This is a genomic window from Peribacillus simplex (assembly GCF_900156045.1).
In the GTDB taxonomy this organism is placed as follows: Bacteria; Bacillota; Bacilli; order Bacillales; family DSM-1321; genus Peribacillus; species Peribacillus simplex_D.
In genome coordinates this window covers 1-18,739 of the sequence record NZ_FTMX01000017.1, presented here as the reverse complement: position 1 = coordinate 18,739, position 18,739 = coordinate 1, and the positions used below count along the sequence as shown (strand labels likewise).

The 18,739-nt window shown below is 36.2% G+C and carries 17 protein-coding genes and 2 pseudogenes; 13 read left to right on the top strand and 6 right to left on the bottom strand.

Features of this window, described 5'->3' with window-relative positions; all coding sequences use genetic code 11:
* The first annotated feature begins 75 nt into the window (after positions 1-75).
* From BW986_RS28260 to BW986_RS28250, 3 genes are all read left to right on the top strand, one after another.
* Positions 76-1,509, top strand: a complete 1,434-nt coding sequence (locus tag BW986_RS28260; protein ID WP_076373026.1) for a serine hydrolase domain-containing protein — start codon at positions 76-78, stop codon at positions 1,507-1,509.
* Positions 1,510-1,574: 65 nt separating this feature from the next.
* Positions 1,575-2,471 carry a serine hydrolase gene (locus tag BW986_RS28255; protein WP_076373024.1) on the top strand — a complete coding sequence of 299 codons (897 nt, stop codon included), beginning with the start codon at positions 1,575-1,577 and terminating at the stop codon, positions 2,469-2,471.
* A gap of 156 nt (positions 2,472-2,627) precedes the next feature.
* The gene (locus BW986_RS28250; protein ID WP_076373022.1) at positions 2,628-3,488 is read left to right on the top strand and encodes a MurR/RpiR family transcriptional regulator; all 861 of its coding nucleotides are present in this window, start codon (positions 2,628-2,630) and stop codon (positions 3,486-3,488) included.
* A gap of 360 nt (positions 3,489-3,848) precedes the next feature.
* On the opposite strand, the gene BW986_RS28245 is transcribed toward BW986_RS28250, so the two are convergent.
* A complete protein-coding gene (locus tag BW986_RS28245) occupies positions 3,849-4,418 on the bottom strand; it encodes a recombinase family protein (protein WP_076373020.1) in 570 nt (189 codons plus the stop codon).
* 413 nt (positions 4,419-4,831) lie between these two features.
* Between BW986_RS28245 and BW986_RS28240 the strand changes: the two genes are divergently transcribed.
* The 7 genes from BW986_RS28240 (at position 4,832) to BW986_RS28210 (ending at position 13,035) form a co-directional block, all read left to right on the top strand.
* Positions 4,832-5,830, top strand: a complete 999-nt coding sequence (locus tag BW986_RS28240) for a polysaccharide biosynthesis protein (RefSeq protein ID WP_260321024.1) — start codon at positions 4,832-4,834, stop codon at positions 5,828-5,830.
* A gap of 32 nt (positions 5,831-5,862) precedes the next feature.
* Positions 5,863-6,333 carry an NUDIX hydrolase gene (locus BW986_RS28235; protein ID WP_076373056.1) on the top strand — a complete coding sequence of 157 codons (471 nt, stop codon included), beginning with the start codon at positions 5,863-5,865 and terminating at the stop codon, positions 6,331-6,333.
* Positions 6,334-6,412: 79 nt separating this feature from the next.
* Positions 6,413-7,480, top strand: coding sequence for an undecaprenyldiphospho-muramoylpentapeptide beta-N-acetylglucosaminyltransferase (locus BW986_RS28230; protein WP_076373016.1), 1,068 nt, complete (start codon positions 6,413-6,415; stop codon positions 7,478-7,480).
* Positions 7,481-7,583: 103 nt separating this feature from the next.
* Positions 7,584-8,231, top strand: a complete 648-nt coding sequence (locus BW986_RS28225; protein ID WP_076373014.1) for a response regulator transcription factor — start codon at positions 7,584-7,586, stop codon at positions 8,229-8,231.
* Positions 8,224-9,615, top strand: coding sequence for a HAMP domain-containing sensor histidine kinase (locus BW986_RS28220; protein ID WP_076373012.1), 1,392 nt, complete (start codon positions 8,224-8,226; stop codon positions 9,613-9,615). Before BW986_RS28225 ends, BW986_RS28220 begins: the two co-directional genes overlap by 8 nt.
* 99 nt (positions 9,616-9,714) lie before the next feature.
* A complete protein-coding gene (locus BW986_RS28215) occupies positions 9,715-12,009 on the top strand; it encodes a glycoside hydrolase (protein ID WP_076373010.1) in 2,295 nt (764 codons plus the stop codon).
* Between the two features lie 78 nt (positions 12,010-12,087).
* Positions 12,088-13,035 carry an LCP family glycopolymer transferase gene (locus BW986_RS28210; RefSeq protein WP_076373008.1) on the top strand — a complete coding sequence of 316 codons (948 nt, stop codon included), beginning with the start codon at positions 12,088-12,090 and terminating at the stop codon, positions 13,033-13,035.
* A 211-nt stretch (positions 13,036-13,246) separates the two neighbouring features.
* Here BW986_RS28210 and BW986_RS28205 read toward each other — a convergent pair.
* Positions 13,247-13,831 (bottom strand): annotated as a pseudogene (locus tag BW986_RS28205) (Tn3 family transposase); the annotation flags it as partial.
* 19 nt (positions 13,832-13,850) lie between these two features.
* On the opposite strand from BW986_RS28205, the gene BW986_RS30485 reads away from it, so the two are divergent.
* Complete coding sequence (locus tag BW986_RS30485) at positions 13,851-14,006, top strand: hypothetical protein (RefSeq protein ID WP_179086184.1); 156 nt, start codon at positions 13,851-13,853, stop codon at positions 14,004-14,006.
* 860 nt (positions 14,007-14,866) lie between these two features.
* Here BW986_RS30485 and BW986_RS31155 read toward each other — a convergent pair.
* The 4 genes and pseudogenes from BW986_RS31155 to BW986_RS28190 all read right to left on the bottom strand — a co-directional run bounded on the left by BW986_RS31155 (position 14,867) and on the right by BW986_RS28190 (position 17,510).
* Positions 14,867-16,255: a M28 family peptidase gene (locus tag BW986_RS31155; protein WP_076373006.1), complete on the bottom strand. Its 1,389-nt coding sequence runs from the start codon at positions 16,253-16,255 to the stop codon at positions 14,867-14,869.
* A gap of 443 nt (positions 16,256-16,698) precedes the next feature.
* A pseudogene (locus BW986_RS31035) lies at positions 16,699-16,815 on the bottom strand (arginase family protein); the annotation flags it as partial.
* A gap of 79 nt (positions 16,816-16,894) precedes the next feature.
* Positions 16,895-17,236 (bottom strand): arginase family protein, encoded by a 342-nt coding sequence (locus BW986_RS28195; protein WP_081395833.1) that lies wholly within the window; start codon positions 17,234-17,236, stop codon positions 16,895-16,897.
* Between the two features lie 70 nt (positions 17,237-17,306).
* The gene (locus tag BW986_RS28190) at positions 17,307-17,510 is read right to left on the bottom strand and encodes an alpha/beta-type small acid-soluble spore protein (RefSeq protein WP_034304517.1); all 204 of its coding nucleotides are present in this window, start codon (positions 17,508-17,510) and stop codon (positions 17,307-17,309) included.
* 173 nt (positions 17,511-17,683) lie between these two features.
* Here BW986_RS28190 and BW986_RS30480 point away from each other — a divergent pair, with 173 nt between their 5' ends.
* Together BW986_RS30480 and BW986_RS28185 are read left to right on the top strand one after the other, a co-directional pair.
* Positions 17,684-17,830 carry a hypothetical protein gene (locus tag BW986_RS30480; protein WP_179086186.1) on the top strand — a complete coding sequence of 49 codons (147 nt, stop codon included), beginning with the start codon at positions 17,684-17,686 and terminating at the stop codon, positions 17,828-17,830.
* A gap of 241 nt (positions 17,831-18,071) precedes the next feature.
* The coding region (locus tag BW986_RS28185) for a spore germination protein (protein ID WP_179086185.1) at positions 18,072-18,739 on the top strand (668 nt) is incomplete at its 3' end.

Sequence of the window (18,739 nt, the reverse complement as noted above, 5' to 3'; positions counted from 1 at the left end):
AAACGAGAATGATAGGATAATTGTATAATCTATAAAATCTAAATTATAAATACCAACCACGGAGGAGGAAAAGATTTGAAAGTAGAAGTGAATTTAAAAGCATTTGAAGAGGCTGTTCAAAAGATAACGGAAAAATACATGATTCCTGGTACCTCAGTTGCAATTACCCAGGACGGGGAAATCTTTTATCATAAAGGATTTGGATTCCGTAATGTGAATGATTCACTGCCTATAACTGAAGATACTGTTTTCGGTATTGGATCGATTACAAAATCATTTTCTTGTGTGGCTATTATGCAGCTGCAGGAGGCCGGTAAACTAAATGTACTTGATTCTGTAATCAAGTACTTGCCTGAATTCAAAGTTAAAAATGAAGAGGCTTTAAAACATATCACAATTCACCACTTCATGACACACTCATCTGGATTACCTCCAATGTCCTCTCTATCTTATGCAATGAAAAAGTCAATGGATTTTGACCCATCTGTAAAAAATTATCCAGGTTTAAATATTGACCTGGAAGATCGCGAACCGATCGACACTTATGAACAACTTATGCAGTTTATTGCCGAACAAGATTTTGAATTATTAGGAGCACCAGGCACACATTTTAGTTATTCCAATGATGCTTATGCTTTATTAGGAACAATAATCGAACGTATCAGCGGAAAAAGTTATGAACAATATGTATATGATCATATTCTTATTCCTTGTGGTATGGAAAATAGCTTCTTCATGATTGAGGAGTACGGTGAATATGAAAATATCACCACTTGTTATGCAGAGGATAGAAGCGAAGGGACAAAGCGTATTGTTGCTGCACCGATTTGGTGGGACGCTCCTTCAATGAGGGCAGCAGGCTTTCTGAAGTCTACAACTAGAGACATGTTAATGTATGCAGAAATTTTCCGAAATGCTGGTGTAGTAAACGGTAAGCGAATATTATCTGAAGAAAGTGTAAAAGAAATGGTTAAACCCCATATTCAAGCACAGCCAGGAAGGTTTTATGGCTACGGGTTAATGATTACTCCTGATTATTTTGGTACTACTCTAGTTGAACATGGTGGAGGGTTAAAGGCAATTTCAGCACAATTAAGTATTTTACCTGAAAAAGGGGTTTCTGGTGTTGTATTGACAAACTTGGCAGGTGTACCTGCTGCACGTGTTATGCAACTTGCATTTAATGCTTATGGAGGAAGGGCGGTAGACGCATCTCACCTTTCCTTTGAAAAATACGACATTGCTGAAGAGCGGCTAGAACAGTATCAAGGAGAATATCAATCGAATGAAGGGATGAAAGTATCAATTAAAATCAACAATGGAAAACCGGTTCTATTATCACAAAATATTGAGATACCTATAACTTTTGTGAAAGAAAACATTTTTATTGCAAATGTTAACGACTCTATAGAAATAGCTGAGATTTTAGTCAATGATAACAGTGAACCATATGGAATTTCATATCACTTTAGACAATTTCCAAAAGTTGCAATAAAGCAATCCACTTAACCAGTTTCACTCCAAGCTTTTTTAATCAAGAACACCTTATGTAAAAAATCGGGAGGATGTTGGCTATGGGACTACAGGATCGTTTGGAAGAAGTTATACAGGATGCTACTGGTACTTTTGGTGTTTATGTGAAACATCTGGAATCTGGGGAAACTGCTGCAATCAATGAAAATCGTTTTTTTCAAGCTGCCAGTGTTTTTAAGATTCCTATCCTGGCTGCATTATACCGTGATGTTGAAATTGGAAAGGTCAGGCTGCAAGAGCGTATAAGGCTCGAAGAAGTAGACTTAGTAAATGGTTCCGGTATTTTTAAGGAGTTAATCCCGGGAATCGATGTCACAATAAAAAATTTAGCAACAATGATGATAATTGTTAGTGATAATGTAGGAACGGATAAGTTGCTGAATATTTTGGGTAAAGAAAATGTGAATCAATTTATGAAAGAAGTAGGCCTAAACAATACTTACATTCGTTTCAGCTGCTGGGAACTTCTTTGCGCATGTGTTGGAATACCGCCACAGAGCTTCTCACTTGGAGTTTATAATGACCTAAACCTCCGATTTAAAAAAGGTGAAATTGATCATAATTCGATTGTGTTTAAAGAAAGTATTGCAAACAATGTAACAACTGCATCAGATATGGCGTTATTATTGGAGAGAATTGCATATAAGCAATTAATCTCTGAAAAAGCTTGTGATGATATGTTTGAAATCCTTGCAAAACAGCAATTCCGTAGTAGAATACCTTATTTATTACCACAGAATACTGTTGTCGCCCATAAAACTGGCACAATTGCAAGTGTTGTAAATGACTCAGGAATAGTACAGCTACCTGATAACAAAGGAAGGTTCATCATTACCGCTTTTTCTATTGGCAACAAAACAGAAGCTGAGGGTGCAGGAATAATATCTGAATTAGCTAGAGTTGCTTACAATCATTTTCTTAATAAGGTAACCGTGTAGTTATTAAACCTCTTTACTTATTCTTTGAAATAAAAAGTATATAATTTGATCATAAAACCATTTATGATAGAAAGGTATACACTCATTGCATTTCTAATAAATGGGCAGTAGGACGTTACAACGAGTAATATTAACTCATCAGGAAGGACTAGCTGTATGGATAATTATAACGAAAGAATAAGGAAACGATTTAATGAACTAACAAAAAGGCAGAAGATAGTTGCAAAATATATTGTCGACTTTCCAAAAGAGGTTGCGTTTCAAACATCGAAGCAGCTAGGGATAGCAAGTAAAACAAGCGATACAACTGTGATTAGATTATCGTATGCACTTGGATATTCTGGATATAGCGAACTGCAAAAAGAAATTCAATCTACCTTATTGGAGGATTCTTCAACTAATGCAGATCCTATAGAAGGCCTTCGCTCTACTTCCAAGTCTCTAAAAGATATAAACCTAATTCAACACGTAATCGAGCAGGATAGTGCTTATGTTCGCGCCACTTTAGAGCAAGTAGATTACAACCAGTATAAAAAAGCTGTAGATCTATTAATAAGATCAGAAAAGCGAATAGTCATCGGCTTCCGTGGATCATACGGTCCTGCTAACTGGCTATCATTCAGCCTAAATATTGTAGTTGGAAATACACTTTTATATCGGGGGGAAATAGAGGATGCTAATTATTTATTATCACTAGTAAACGAGAGAACATTAATGGTTGCAATCTCTTTTCCTCGATATACAAAAGAAACTTATTCGTTTGTAAATGCAGCAAAGAAAAAAGGAGCAAAGGTGCTAGCAATAACTGATGATGAATTGTCCCCATTAGGACTGCTTTCGGATATTTTGTTCAAGGTTGTTGCTCCTCCTCCAATTACTCTAAAAGGGATTACACCAACCTTTGCTTTACTTAATTTACTAATTACAAGTATAGCAGCTTCAGAGGAATTAAAGGTTCAAAAGAGAATGGAAGAGTACGACCAGACAAGTGATGAATTTTCTCCATATACAAAATAGTAATTTGAGAGGGAATTATATATTTGAGGCATTGATTAAAAATTTAGTCTTGAAAAAAGAAGGTATATTAATTGACCATGTGAGTATAGAAAATCGATTTGAAAATATGGTGTATTTAGAAATTAACTAAGTAGGATTATTACTGCTTATTTGTAATCGGTTCTGTTTTCAGGTGGAGGTCTGATAATTATTCGCCAAATGGTAATCGAGAATGAATTAATGGGTTCAACCAGAAATATCTGGCTGAACTTTTTTACTAAAGGGTGCGTTAGCTGAAGATCAGAGCTGTCTTTAAGGCTTAGTGACAGGGTTCTTGCTGTAGACCGCAAAGTAAATTTGGAGAAATAATAAAACGTACCCCTATTTTTTTATTTCTTCAAACTTTCTTCTATTGACCGCCCTATATAAGGATCCTTGAGAAATTCCAGTTGCCGAGACTATCTCCTTTATAGAATATTCTTTACTATCATACATCCGTAGCGCAACAACAAGCTTTTCTTTATCTAGCTTTGGTCTACCTAATGTTTTTCCACGCCTTTTACTTGCTTCCAGTCCCTCCTTTACCCTTTCAGCAATGAGGTTTCTTTCTAATTCTGCAATTACACACATCATTTGGAACATAGCTTTTCCTGTAGAGGTTCTTGTATCCATATTTTCCTTTAAAGAAATGAATTGCACTCCTATCTCTTCCAACTGTTGAATAATGTTGAGGATATCCAATGTTTTGCGTCCTAAACGGGATATGCTTTCCACTACAACCGTATCGCCTTGTCTGATTACATCAAACAGTTGATGTAGTCCCTTTCGATCTTTAATGGTACCTGTAAACTTCTCCTTCACTATTTTTTCACAACCATATTCAGTAAGTATAATAATTTGCCGATCTAAGTTTTGGTCAATAGTAGAGACTCGTGCATATCCGATAATCATATGTAACCTCCAATATACTTGTATATCTTAATTTTACTAGAGGTATCTTTATTGAAAAGGTATTTGGAAATCTTTTTGGTAACCGGAGATCTTAATAAAATCAAAGGCAAGTAGATGGATGAACAATCGTTACAAAAATACTGGTTTTTGGTAAGTTTAATCCTTTCCTATATGTTATCCCATTGTGTTACCTAACTTATTAATAATTCAGAGTCCTTATCCTTTTTCATGTAGTTATAACTATTACGATGATTGTCAAACTAATGTAACAAACAAAAACTATTATTTAACTAGAATAAAAGTTCATCAAAATATTCGTCATGATGGCTGTTACGAATTGCTAACATTTTTTCGTTATGTAATGTAAAGCAAAATGATTGAATTATTTTGTGGTTTATATGGAGGGAAATATATTGAATAATAGTACATTTTTAATTACAGGTGGTACAGGATCATGGGGTCTTGAAATTGTAAAACAGCTTTTTGATCATAAGCCGAAAGAAATTCGTATTTTTTCGCGAAATGAAACAAGACAAGTTGAAATGCAACAACAATTTGCTAATGATGATAGATTCAAGTTCATTATCGGTGACATTCGTGATAAGGAAGAACTTATGCAAGCATGTGAGGGTGTCGATTATGTTTTTCATCTGGCTGCATTAAAACATGTACCTGTTTGTGAATATCAACCTTTAGAAGCCATAAAGACAAATGTACTTGGTACGCAAAATGTGATCGAATCAGCCATTGAAAACGATGTAAAAAAAGTCATATACGTTTCAACTGATAAAGTTTCAGATCCGTCAAATACTTACGGAATCACGAAGGCTCTTGGAGAAAAGCTAATTATTCATGCAAATTTAAAAGAAGCAAACACTAAATTTATTTGTGTAAGAAGTGGTAATGTTCTCGGATCCAGTGGCAGTGTTATTCCTATTTTCAAGAATCAAATAAAAAAAATTTCACAAATAGGTATTACTGATCAACGTATGACACGGTTTTTCTTAACGATTGAAGCTGCTGTTCAATTGTTGTTTAAAGCAACAATTAACGGTAAAGGTGGAGAAACATATGTTTTGAACATGCCTTCTATTAAAATAGCTGATCTAGCCCAAGTGTTAATTAAATCATCAGGTGAAAAAAATATTGAAATAAAGGAAATAGGTGTTCGTCCAGGAGAAAAATTGAACGAAACACTCTTTACCGAATGTGAAAGCAGCCGAACAGTAGATTTTGATAAAGATTATTTTGTAGTCCTTCCTTCTCTTACTATCCCAGGACTTCAAGAACATTATACTAGCAGTACTCCGGTAAATCTGAAGGAATATAGTTCTGCTACAAAGCAAATTTCAATTAGTGAAGTGGAACAAATGTTAATGAAAGGAGGTTTTCTGTCGTGGAACAAAAGCTAACGATCTCACCCTGTGTAAAGAGCTGATAAATGATGGGGTATGTTGGCGAATTAAGGAAGGCTGTAGGTCATCGACCAGTTATCCTGGTTGGCTCTGTTGTGATTCTAATTGATAAAGATAATGGTGTTCTATTACAACAACGTAAAGAACCGGAGGGTTTATGGGGCCTTCCTGGCGGTCTAATGGAGCTGGGAGAATCAACTGAAAATACAGCAGAAAGAGAATTGTACGAGGAAACCGGGCTTCTTGTATATAATCTAACCTTAGTTGGTGTATTTTCTGGACAAGAATATTTTGTGAAATTGCAAAATGGAGACGAGTTTTATGCTGTAACAGTTGTTTATACTTCGAAAGATTTTAAAGGAGAATTGTTAGTATCCGATACAGAATCTTTAGATTTACGTTTTTTTAAGTTGAATACAATCCCAGAAGGTATGATGGACTCTCATAAAGACATTCTCCATAGTTTCTTAAAAACGGAAACTTCATTAATTGAATTTTAATAGGCTGAAGATATGCACGGATAGTATGACTGTATTTAATATGATGATATTTGTTAATGATAAAGGCAGGGGAAATTAGTTGAAAAAAAGTATTGTTTTTACTGGAGGAGGATCTGCTGGCCATGTAATGGTCAATCTAGTGCTCATCCCGAAGTTTATTCAAGAAGGTTGGGATGTGCATTATATTGGCTCTGAGAACGGAATCGAGAAACAATTAATGACAAGTATCCCCTCCGTTCAATATTATAGCGTTTCAACTGGGAAGTTAAGGCGCTATTTTGATTGGAATAATATGAAAGATCCCATTAAAGTAATTAAAGGAATCTTTCAATCATATCGGTTATTTAGGAAGTTAAAAGCTAATGTTGTATTTTCTGCAGGAGGATTTGTAGCTGTACCTGTCGTCTTAGGGGGATGGTTAAATAAAGTTCCAATCGTGATTCGTGAACCGGATCGGACACTAGGACTTGCCAACAAACTATCTCTCCCTTTTGCAACAAAAGTATGCACGACTTTTCCTGACACTGGACAAGACCTAAAGACCAATAAGAAGATTCATATCGGTGGTATCATAAGAGATGTATTAAAAAAAGGCCATTACACTCAGGGGTTGTCCTATTGTGGATTTACAGAAGAGAAACCCGTGTTACTAGTTATGGGTGGAAGTCAGGGCGCGCAACGTATTAATGAAATTGTCAGATCATGTTTAGATAAATTACTAACAGATTTTCAAATTGTACACATTTGTGGTAAAGAAAAAGTTGATCCATCTATTCAGATAAGAGGCTATCAACAATTTGAATATATCAACGATGAATTATCTGATGTAATAGCTATGACCGATTTTGTGGTTTCAAGGGCAGGTTCAACAGCTATTTTTGAATTTTTGTTTTTACAAAAGCCGATGCTTCTTGTTCCACTTTCCAATGGTTCCAGTAGGGGAGAGCAAGTCTTAAATGCTCAATCTTTTCAAAATGCTGGATATGCCGAAGTACTTCTACAAGAGAATTTGAACAATGATACATTTATCGATGCGATATACATGTTATATAAAAATCGTGAAAAACACATCGAAAATATGAAAAAGAATAAAGATAACCAGGCAATAGATAAGCTAATGGATTTAATTAGGAAGGTGGCTGTATAGAAGTTTCTGGCTCAGGAGATTATTTAAGATGTAAATACTAGTGTGTGATTAGTCAAGTTGAAGAATCAAATCTTTATTTAAATTCCCTAACTCGGAGGAAAAAATGAACGTACTAATCGCAGATGATGAAAAAGATATGTTGAAAATTTTAAAGGTTTATTTTGAGAGGGAAGGATTTCATGTATTTCAAGCTGAAGATGGTGAAGAGGCACTAACTATTTTTCATAGTAACAAAATTGATTTAGCTATATTAGACTGGATGATGCCTGAGATAAGTGGTTTGAACGTATGTAAAGAAATAAAGAGTAAAAGTGACACGAAAGTATTAATGCTCACAGCAAAAAGTGAAAATGATGATGAGTTTAAAGCGTTAACGATTGGAGCAGATGATTTTGTTCGAAAACCTTTCCATCCAGGAGTTCTATTAGCAAGAGCAAAGAAACTCCTTCGTAAAGAAAAGATATTTCATATTAAAGATATCAGTGTTGATTTAGAAGCAAAAAAGATTTATAAAAACGACAAGGATTTGAATGGGACAAAAACGGAATTCGAACTTATGAGATGTTTTATTAATCATAAAGGAAGTATATTGACTCGAAAAAAACTTCTAGATATCGTCTGGGGATTTGACTACTTTGGCGAAGAACGAACTGTTGATACCCATATAAGAAGGTTACGAGAAAAAATCGGAGAAGGCGTCATAACAACCCATAGAGGTTTGGGGTATAGTTTGGAGGAAGAGGATGAATAAGCTTGGAAGAAAGCTATCTATAAGTATCTCCTTAGCCGTAATCGTCATTTTTTCTATCTCAATCTTGCTTACCCAATATTTTTTGCCTAAATATTACTTGTATAAAACAAAAGAGAGGTTACAGCAAGTTTCTAATGAGATAAAAGAAATGGATAAGACTACATTTATCCACTCCAAAGAAACTATTGATAATAAATATGGAATAACCATTGTTTACGAGCCTATTCATAGCAATGTAGATGAATTAAATGAGACAGTACGTAATCAATTAGACAAAAATCGAATCACATTAAATAAATTTTGGATTACAGAAGAAACACTTCAAAAATTGGCAGAAGGAAAAAAAGTGAATAAACTATATGACCAAGGAAAGTTAAAATCAAGCTTCTTAGTCAGTTTTATGCAAAGAGACAATATGCTCGTGTTAGTAGGCATTTCCATTATACATTTTAGTGATACGGCAAACATCGTCAATGAATTTAATTTATATATGTTGCTATTTTCTATTATCCTCATCGTTGCATTAGTCTGGATATTGTCAAAAAAGATAACCACTCCGTTAAAAAAGTTAAAAGATGTTTCTAAAGAAATTTCAGATTTGAAATTTGAAACCGTTCATATCAAAACAAATGATGAAATTGAGGAACTGGCAAACAGCATTAATGTGATGAGTAATAAGCTTAATGAGGCTCATCAAGATTTAAAGCGAAAAAATAAGAACTTAAAAGTAGTTATGTCTGATCTTACGCATGAACTGAAAACACCGTTGTCTTTAATAAAAGCCTATTGTGTGGGTATAAAGGATGGATTAGACGATGGTACTTATATCGACACAATCATAAAGCAAACCGATAATATCACCAATTTAATAGAGGATTTATTAAACTTTACAAAAATTGAAAGAGATGAGATTGAAAAGACCACTTTTGAACTTAACGACCTATTTCATACGTGCCTTGAAAAACATAAAATTGAGATCGAAATGAAAAAAATAGATGTTAGAATTTCTAATTCTCATGTACAACAATTATTTGTGTTGGCGGATAAAGATAAGATTGAGATGGTGTTTAACAATTTAATAAGTAATGCCATTAAATATACAGCAGATCTTAAAATTGACATTGCATTTGAGGTCTTAGACCAAGAGATTGTATTTCAAATTAAGAACGGCAGCAACATACAAAAAACAGAAAAGGTTGAGCAAATTTGGGATCCATTTTATGTGTTAGAAGCCTCCAGAAATAAAAAAGTCTCTGGAACAGGCTTAGGGCTTGCTATTGTTAAATCCATTCTTAATCGTCATCATTTTAAACATGGAGTCTCTATCTTCAATAATCAGATACAATTTTATATTTGTTTTCAAAAGAACCCTGTCAATCATTAGGGTTCTTTTTTTATGAGCCACAAAGGCCAACGCAACTTTGAATTGTAAAACTAATGTAACAAAAAGAAATTATAGTGTACGAAGACAGGAGGGAAAGAAATGAAAAAAAAGCTGATAATGACACTATGCGTCACCCTGATTATTGGGTTTTTTGCGGGCTGTGACAATAAGGAACAGAAGAAAATAAATAAACCCACCCATGTAAAACATTCGGATTTCACATTCGATGTTAACCCAGAAACATTTGAATTGTTTATCGAGAAGGATGGCGTGAGAGAAAGGGCCTCAATGCCATTGCCGAAAATGAATGTGGCAAATGTGAAGAAGGATAACGAAAGAGTAACGTGGAGTTATCCGGATGAGAAAGTAAACGTGAAGGTCGAGAAAAAAGAGAAGTATTTAGATATTGATATTGAATCGACAGGTGCCGAAGCGTTTCAATGGCCTAAGGTAAGTGCAGACAGCTACATGTTACCTTTAGGGGAAGGGAAATTCATCCCGAACGAGGATCCGTATTGGAGAGAATTTTTGAAGGATGAGAAGTTGACCTTCAGTGAGTCCTTTTCTATGAGGTTTTTTACCTTAAACCATTCGAAATATTCGATCTCGTATATCGTGGAGAATATGTTTAACGATACGATTCAGTTTGATACAGCTTCCACGATTCAGTTTGCGTTCACTCACGAATTTCCTTCAACAAATACGCACAAAGAATATGGATTTAGAGTGTATGTAACCGACAATAACCCCGTGCAGGTCGCAAAATTGTACAAAAGCTATATAAAAGAGCAAGGAGAATTCAAGACATTAAAGGAAAAAGCAAAAGAGAATCCGAACATCAAAAAGCTATATGGAGCCCCTCATATTTATTTATGGAACGATGAAGCGGTGACAGAAGAAAACATTCAATGGAATCAAATCATACAGCAATTAGATGCGAAATTTCTCAAGTGGATGAAGCAATTGCTAGAAAACCATACAGAGGACGGGTCAAAGGAATTCGAAACGGTTATTCAGCAAATGAAAACCCAGGATTACATGGATCGCTATCAAAAGAAAGTCATCGTTCGATCATTTAATGAGGTATTGAAACTCGAACAATTTTACAACAAGGAAATTTTTCCTAATGTAAATAAGCAATCTAAAAAATTGATTGAAAAGGGGATTAAAAACCTAAGTGAACAAGAACTGTATGAAGTAAATAAACGACTCTTGAAAAGTCAATTAAAAGTAGCAGTGGACGAGATCGACCAATGGGGGAAAAAGGAATCCACGGATCTTCTAAAGGATATAAATAAAGCAGGAATAGAAAACGCGTGGATCGGACTGCCAAACTGGGCCAATGGCTTAATGAATCCCAAAATGGTAGAAGAAGTTAATCACTTAGGCTATCTTATTGGACCTTATGATTCCTATCATTCCATACATCAAAAAGGAAGCAGAGATTGGAACACAGCTTCTTTTGAAGATAAATCCTTATATGAAGATGCTACCATTACCAGCGAAAACGGGGAGAAAATACATGGTTTTCTTGGAAGAGGAAGAAAGCTTAACCCAACATTGTCCCTACCACTTGTCAAGAAGCGTGTTAACGCAATTCTAAGTGAAGGGATTCGGTTTAATTCGTGGTTTGTCGATTGTGATGCGACAGGGGAATTTTACGATGATTATTCTCCAGAGCATATCACCACACAGAAACAGGATATGACCGCAAGATTAAAGAGAATGGCGTACATCGACAAAGAAAAACAGATGGTGATAGGGTCAGAAGGAGGAAATGACTATGCCAGCCAGGTTATCGCATTTGCCCATGGTTTAGAAACCCCTGTCATCAAATGGAGCGACCCAGATTTGAGAAAAAACAAAGAGAGTAAATATTATGTGGGGGGCTATTGGTCTCAACAAGGGGAGGTTCCAGACAGATATAGCAAACAGGTTCCAATCAAAGAGCTATATCAACACATCTATCTAGATCCCACCTATTCTCTTCCCCTTTATAAATTGGTGTATAACGATTCCGTTATCACCACTCATCATTGGGAATGGGGAAGCTTGAAAATCAAAGATGTGGTAGAGGAGAGAATGCTCTATGAATTCTTGTACAATGTGCCGCCGTTATACCATGTAGATAGGAAACAATGGGAGGAAAAGAAAGACAAGATTGTCTCCCATGTGAAAGATTGGTCCCCTTTTCACCGAAAAGCGGTCACAAAGGAGATGACAGGATTTAAGGTTCTGTCAAAAGATCGTCTTGTCCAAGCAACCGAATTTGGCACAAATATGAAAGTCGTGGCCAATTTCTCTGAAAAAGACTTTACCTATAAAAACGAAACCATTCCAGCAAAAACGATTGTGATGTATGACGGAAAAAACAAAAAAATCTATAAACCGTAAAAACATCTCAATCAAGACTCGGGTTCGGCGAGACGAACCTGGGCAGATACATGATGATTAAAAGAAAGAGGACGAAAAGTGGAACAGTCAAAAAAGAAATTAAGTTTGAAATGGAAAAAAGTGATTGCAAGTCTGGTTTGCTTATTAGTCTGCCTTAGCGGATTTTTCAGTTTTATCATGTATCACTCCATTGCCCAATCGGTCCATAACATGTATAAGCCACTTCTAAACGAATCCAATCAGAAACACACCATCAGTGAACAAGATCCCATCTCAATTTTGTTGTTAGGGGTGGATGAACGACCTGGTGATATTGGGCGTTCAGATTCTATGATTGTCATGACCGTTAATCCAGAGACAGAAACATCGACAATGGTGAGCATCCCTCGTGATACGAGAGCATTCATTGCATCCAAGAACACCTATAATAAAATCAATGCGGCATATGCCTATGGCGGAATCGAAGGAACTGTCCAAACGGTCGAACAGTTTTTGAACATTCCTATCCATTATTACATCAAAATGAATATGGACGGGTTTAAGGATATTGTAAATGCAGTTGGCGGTATTACAGTGAATAATCCGTTTGCTTTTACCCTTGAAGGTGTACACATAGCGAAAGGAAAACAGCATGTAAACGGTGAAGTATCACTTAAATATGCTCGGATGAGAAAAGAAGATCCACGCGGTGACTTCGGTAGGCAGCAGCGACAACGTGAGGTCATTGAGCAAATCATTCATGAAGGCTCTCAATTAACTTCATTAGCTAACTATCAGAAGATATTAAAAGCACTAGAAAAAAATGTTCAAACGAACTTAACAATGGATCAAATGATTGCTATTCAACATTCCTATAAAAGTGCTGCTAAGCATTTTAAGCAAATGGAGATCCCAGGTGATGGAGGTATGATTGGTGATATATGGTATTATAGAGTGAGTGAAGAAACAAGAGCGACATTATCCAACGAGCTTCGCCAACAATTGAAATTACCTATAGGAAAATTTAATAAAAGAATCGAAAGTTGATCTCACTATTACTTGGTTGTAGGAATACTGGTACTCGGTTGTGGTTGAACTGCATCGTGAAAGAAGAATTAATTGATTTGAATATTCAGAAAAGGGCGCTTTTCTGGAATAAGAATTGCGCTCTTTTTGCATGTAAGTGTACATTACAAAAAACCAGCTAATGTCTTGACGGGATATTAGCTGGTTTTTGTCACCGATTAAAATGATGAAACTACGACACTTTCAACTTAATAGGTATTCGCTGATCCATATTGAGTTCAAAAGTTCCGTATGGATTGACATGAAGATAAAATAAAGGAGTTAATCCCCTAAAATCTTCTGGAGTCATTTTCTTCAACCAATATTGATTGTTGTCATAAAGTACTTCTTGTACCATTAAGGTATTCATATAGACTAAGCAATTTTGCAACAATTGAAGTGATAAGGCAGACACCTCTTGATCTTCTATAGAATTGGAACGAATTTCACTGTTTTTTCCATAGAAAATATAGGTATTTACTGAATTCCATTGTTCCACTGTATTTAATCCTTCATGGATTTCTCTACGAATCTCTTTATAGTGTAAATAATCACATAAAAAGATCGTTTTAATCGCTTTTCCTAATTCACATAAAGCCTGATATGTTGGATGTTTTGTATCCCTTGTAAATCGCTTTAATATGGATTCGGCAGAAGCAGTACCCAACCGTAGAGCAGTTGCATACTTAATGATTTGTTCATACTGTTGTCGAATAAGATCCCAGTTAATCGGTCTACTTAAAACCGGTTGGAGGTGAGGATATTCTTCATTCATTCCGGCTTCTGCAACGGATTTAATGGCCATATTGCAGGAGTCATTAAAGGCATCTTCGGGAATCGATGTCAAAGACTTGCTTGAGAATTTCTCAGGAAAACGAAATTTGCCATTTACAACCATCAGCCTGGAGAATGTCGAAGCGAACATGAATATGGCAGCAGGCAAGGAAGAGTAATGATTAGGAAAAAATGGTAAATAATACGTTCAACACGAAATTAAAGCTGATGTATTACCAATACAGATAGGTTATTAGACTTACTAATAGAGAATAAACAACCAAGGATAATTGGTTGTTTATTTTTTAATAAAGCCTAAATTCGTTTCTCTATTACTAAATGGTTGAAACCGATATTTGGATGTACTTAATACTTAAACTTAGTAACGTATATAAATTAGCCATGCGGAGAAAACTCGTTTTATTTTTGCTAGGTAGGATGGTTTGCAGAGTACCGATAAAAAGTGAAGCAAACAAAACATAGTCCCGAAATACACCACCCATGTAGTATTTGGAGGCTACTTGTTCACACTTTCTTATGGGGTCAGCTGTTGGACAGCTGATTAATAAACAATACATCGAATTTGAGTTTACTGAACACGGTTATGTTTGTATTTCTCATTTTTATCTTTGGTTCATTCACAGTTAGAACAAGCTATATTACTTGCGACTTAGAAATCGTTATGAATTTAGTTTGTAACCTGAAATTTCAAAAAAAAACAGCCCATCCTTTAAAGTTTGAGCTGTTTTTGGATTTCTACCTATTGATTGTTGAAATTGTTTCTGTGAAGTAGTATTGGAGAGGTACACTGATAATATTGAGTATTTACAGTGGGAATGTAATGGAGTTGGATAAGCATGTATGTTTTATTACATCTTTCATATAGGATTTTCAATAGACTTAGACTTAGAAATATTGAAAAAATTAAGCACGTGGCGCTGGTCGATAAAAAGAAGAGAGCATCTGTAAACTACATAGATGCCCTCCTGGTTTTCTCCAAGAACCATAATTAATCTCGTAATTCTGTACAATGAAGTATTTAATCTACCGGACGGTCATCAAAATCATAGTCTACCGTTCCAGGAGCTACACGTGCATTTGTTAATGCTGGAGTTTCCGGACGGGCAATTTGATACACACTGGCACCGACAATTTCAGCTGCTTGCTGCAATTTTTCTTTTGATATCTTATCCAGTGTATCTGTAGGCTGGTGATACCAAGGCTCTACAGGGGAATGGATAAACAAGGCGGATGGAATGCCAAGCTCATGGAATGGTTGGTGGTCACTCCTGCCCAGCTGTCCATAAGGAATCGCAACATCCATCGTTCTGGCACCTGCTGAGGAACCCAGGTCCGTCACAAGGTTTTTCATACCATCAATGGTATACATAATCAAACCACCTGCAGGATTATCCTCGCCAGCATCACGTCCGCCTATCATATCCATTTGGAAGTGTGCCACCATGCGGTCTACATCCTCTTTGGGAAGGGAATCTGCATAGAAGGATGATCCAACGAGCCCTCTTTCCTCAGATCCGAACGTGAGGAAGCGAATTTCAGTGTCAATTGGCGTTTTGGCCATGATCCTTGCCAGTTCCAGCACAGCTGATACACCCGAAGCATCATCGTTTGCACCAGGGCCGCCCGGGACAGAATCATGATGGGCTCCAACAGTCACGATTTGACCATTATCCTTATTGGCTTTTGGTTTTAGGGAAGCGATGACATTGTAGGATGTCTTTTCGATTCTTTCAGCTTTTCCCACTTCCAGAGTGGACGTGATTTGTTTAGTTTTAAGCTGTTCGACCAACTCTAACCCTTGGGCTTGGGTAATGGCTACAGCAGGTATATTTTGCCCCGCTGATACTTGTCCGAAATTATTTCCTGATGGTGAGTTGTTGTACATTAAAACGCCAACTGCTCCTTTATTTAGGACATTCTGAACCTTTTCAACAAAGGTAATGTCCCCACGTTCAACTAGTGCAATTTTCCCAGATACATTTTCTCCAACTTCCTCTGGCTTTGCTTTTCCAACATTAACAAGTTCGGCCGTTACCTTTCCGCTGACACTGCCGCTAAAGGCACGCGGTGTTCCTCCTAAATCACTGTCACCAATTTTTACTTTTATATTTTGCACCGTATCATAGATGGGAAAAGGCTGAACCTTTGTTTCAAAACCAAGACTTTTAAACTGACTTTCTATGTATTTGACTGCACGGAGCTCCCCTTCTGTACCAGCAGCCCTCGGTTGCTCAGATAGATAGGCAATCGTATTATACATATTGTCCGCACTAATTTTTTTGATAACTTTGTTATCAAAAGCTGTGTCAGACTGGGCATTTGTTGCCCCGTTTATTTGTGCAAATACTGTACCAGTTGATAGAACCATACCCGCAGCTAATAGTACTGATAGTGACTTTTTATACATATAATCCCTCCTTATTCATAATATTCCTAATTATGTAATTAACTGAATAGTTTGTAAATGAGTCGATAGTCTTTAAATTCCAACTATCAATCGGTGTCTTACACCCGCTCTCCCTTAAGATTATGCCGCAAAGAAAAAGCGATCCTTCTTAATGAAGAATCGCATCATGTATTGAAGCCGTCAATATATTGCATTTTAAAAGAATATTGAAAGTTATAATGATGACTCTGAATGATTGTCTCTAATAATGATTTTAACTCATCGATTTGAGTTTCTATATCTAAATCTACCATTTATGATCCAGCTTTCAACTATGCTACGATATGATTTCGTTTTAAAGATTTGTCTTTTTACTGGAATATTGACAATAGATAAATCTCGTAATCTTACAATAAAGCTAAACCTTCTAAAAAATTAATTACTGTGTTCCTATCCGCCATTTTCTGACGAAACGCCTGTGGAGCAAAGCTAACTCCCACACGAAACGATTGCTGTATCAAAAGGCATTCCTAAAATTAAATTGCCAGTCTTGCTTTTTCATGATAGGAAGGTAATCGCATAAACGATCCAGTTGTACAGAAATCTGGTTTTTAACCTGAAAATGGATTCTTCATAATCTAAACTTCCCTATTCCTTTCCTTATTTTCGTTCCTTTCCTCGTATTTCTTTGTTTTTCCGCAGATGATGCCCCCAGCATTCCGTTATAAGCTTTCTGGCAGCAAACACAGCGAGAGAAGAATTATCCAATTTTGGTGATACTTCTACCACATCAAATCCAATGATCGGCAGTTCAAACAAACCATACAATAAGTCAAGGAGTTCACGGCTATCTAACCCACCAAATTGAGGAGTTCCGGTACCCGGGGCATGAGCAGGGTCAAGCGAATCGATATCAATGGTAATGTAAATGTTTTCAAAACGGTCCATTTTTTTCTTGATGGTTTCTATCGCTTTGGCAACACCATCATGGCGAACTTCCAGAGCTTTAAGTTTGTAAAATTATAAATAGGGATAGTCCAATCACTATCCCTAACATTACATATGATTTCGATTAACGAGTTCTTCCGCCTAATTGTTGTTCAGCCATTTGTACTAAACGTTTTGTAATTTCTCCACCAACAGATCCGTTTGCACGAGATGTTGTATCAGCGCCAAGTGTAACACCGAATTCACTAGCGATTTCGTATTTCATTTGTTCTAGAGCTTGTTCTGCACCATTAACTACTAATTGATTACTGTTGTTATTTCTAGCCATGTTGTCAGCTCCTATGAATGTAATGTGTTGCTAGTCATAGGTTTTGATAATGTTAAGAGTTATATACTATAGAATTTAAATTGAATTAAGCCAGTGATTAAGTGAAATTAAAACTCATCTGTAGCTCTAGAAGGGAAGAGCACAGGAAAATATTGAAGCCACCGGGTTGCAAGGTGACAACAGATACTTTTGCAATCATTTTAATCCTGCCAAAAATGATGACAGCCGTTACGATAGCCAGGATGATTGCCGTAACTCATTTTTCGATTCCAAACGATTCATTGAACGCGCTTGGAATCGTGTTGGGTTGTACCAAATAGTAATTCAATCCCTATCCTTTTTGAAGGTGGGGATATTTTACGCTTACTCATAAAAGAAGAAACGCTCTTCTTTAGTAGGGAGCACCTATTTCTATTACTTCATCTTAAAGTTTTTAAAGTTAAACTCCATTTTGTTCCAAAGATAATTAAAACGGTTTTATAAATTCTGGCGTACGTTTTACTTGCTTCCGTCATAGTCTATTTTTTTACAACATAGAGTATATTTCTTCTTATGCGAGAAATGATAAATCTGAGAGAAAGGGGGGCGTTTCATATTTTTTTCTCCGGTTTATTTAAGAGAAAACGTTATTCAAAATACCAGCAAACAAACCAAAATGTTTATTCAGAAAAACTTAGTTCGATAGATCATTATCCGCTGTATCCTGATTTATCGATGAATATACAAGTACTTCAGCAGATGTTTCACCATGCTCCGGATTTGGTGATTCGCCACTTCGAATTCGCCGGAAAGGGAACAAAGGCAGCTTTAGTATTCGTAGATGGTTTAACAGATAAAAATTCAATAAGCAATAACGTTCTAAGTGCCATGATGCAATCCTCTTTCGACCCAAAGAAGGGATTGCCTACCACTGTAGGGGATGTTGAAGACGTCCATTCATGGAAATCCGTTGAAAATGCACTTTTTGCAGGTGACAGCGCCTTATTCATCCAAGGGGAAACTAAAGCGTTTCTTTTGGATACAAAAGGATGGCCTCAAAGAGCGATTGAAGATCCGAAGTTAGAGACATCACTGAAAGGTGCCCACCAGGGATTTGTAGAAACGGGAAGTCAGAATGTAGCAATGTTGCGAAGATATATTCCTAACCGAGAATTGATCATAAAGGAACTTACAGTCGGTGTTCGCGGAAAGTCAAAGGTCTTTATCGTTTATTTGGGAGATGTTGCTAG